2 protein-coding genes and 1 pseudogene are annotated in these 1005 nt (G+C 45.3%); 2 read left to right on the forward strand and 1 reads right to left on the reverse strand.

Annotated elements, in window-relative coordinates; all coding sequences use genetic code 11:
- Positions 1-39 precede the first annotated feature (39 nt).
- Positions 40-261: a hypothetical protein gene (locus QZ506_RS07420; RefSeq protein WP_291970128.1), complete on the forward strand. Its 222-nt coding sequence runs from the start codon at positions 40-42 to the stop codon at positions 259-261.
- Here the strand turns inward: QZ506_RS07420 and QZ506_RS07425 are convergent.
- Positions 215-403, reverse strand: a pseudogene (locus tag QZ506_RS07425) (HNH endonuclease); the annotation flags it as partial. The gene QZ506_RS07420 and the pseudogene QZ506_RS07425 sit on opposite strands and share 47 nt — an antisense overlap.
- A 275-nt stretch (positions 404-678) precedes the next feature.
- Here QZ506_RS07425 and QZ506_RS07430 point away from each other — a divergent pair.
- Positions 679-867: a hypothetical protein gene (locus QZ506_RS07430; protein WP_291970126.1), complete on the forward strand. Its 189-nt coding sequence runs from the start codon at positions 679-681 to the stop codon at positions 865-867.
- Positions 868-1005 lie beyond the last annotated feature (138 nt).

The following is a 1005-nucleotide window of genomic DNA, read 5'->3' on the forward strand; positions in this document are numbered from 1 at the left end:
AGCCATAAAGGCTGCGGATTCCCTTGACGTAAAATCAGTATGTTAAATCCAGAGCGTGGTGATGCATCCCGGAGCGATCAGCATTTTAATCCAAAACAGGCGTGTCATAACAGCATTATTCCCTATTATTCAACAAAGCCAAACTTTAGCCACTGTATTCCACATCCAAAACCGGACATTTCACACTGTAATCAACATATTGAATACACGACCGTGCTTTGTCTATCGCTGTCTTGTTACCCGACTTCAACGCCTCTTTAAGTTTGTGCGGGATGATGTGGTCAACGACGGTAGCGGCTACAATCCGTCCCTGCTCCTGACACATGTGGCACAAGGGGTTCGTGCGCAGGAATGAAACCCGGGCCTTGTCCCACCTGCTGTTGTAGATGTGGGGTTCTTTCACGTCCTAGTCCTTTTTGATTTATTGCCCCAACCTGTTTGCATCAATCTGCGTCTTTGTTGAATAATAGTGAGTCATGCTGTTTTGCAAGGCCAGTTTTGGTAGAAAATGCTTGTCCCCTCAGGTGTACAGTTTTCTCATGAGGCCTAACTGCATGATTTTTCGGGATTTATTGAATAATAGGTAATCATGCTGTTTTTCCATGCCAGTTTTGGTTGAAAATGCTTGTCATCTCAGGTGTACACTTTTCTCATGAGGCCTAACTGCATGATTTTACGTTGCGAGGATCCGTCTTTTCACTGGGCTGCCAGCATAAAATCTATTTATTCAACAAAGCCGCCAAAGACTACGATACGGAATATGATTCTGAGATGTCGCTCTGTGAATCAGAGCCGGAACCCGAGAGTAAAGATCGCCCGACAACCAGCAAAGCGATAGGGGAAAGAGGAAAAGAAAAACGCACGTAATGTGTACTAGCTCAGACCTGATCTGACAGTTACCGATTATTTATACAGGTGTCTGTCAGATTACATCTGGTTCAGATTCTTTTCTGCCCAGATCCGTTTTCCATCGAGTAAAGTGGCCATCGGCGTACGCCCGCAGCA

Source organism: Candidatus Symbiopectobacterium sp., assembly GCF_020054415.1.
Lineage (GTDB): Bacteria > Pseudomonadota > Gammaproteobacteria > Enterobacterales > Enterobacteriaceae > Symbiopectobacterium.

Bases quoted from the DNA above. Each gene is read 5' to 3' on its own strand.
- QZ506_RS07420 (WP_291970128.1), top strand. From the start codon at position 40: ATGTTAAATCCAGAGCGTGGTGATGCATCCCGGAGCGATCAGCATTTT.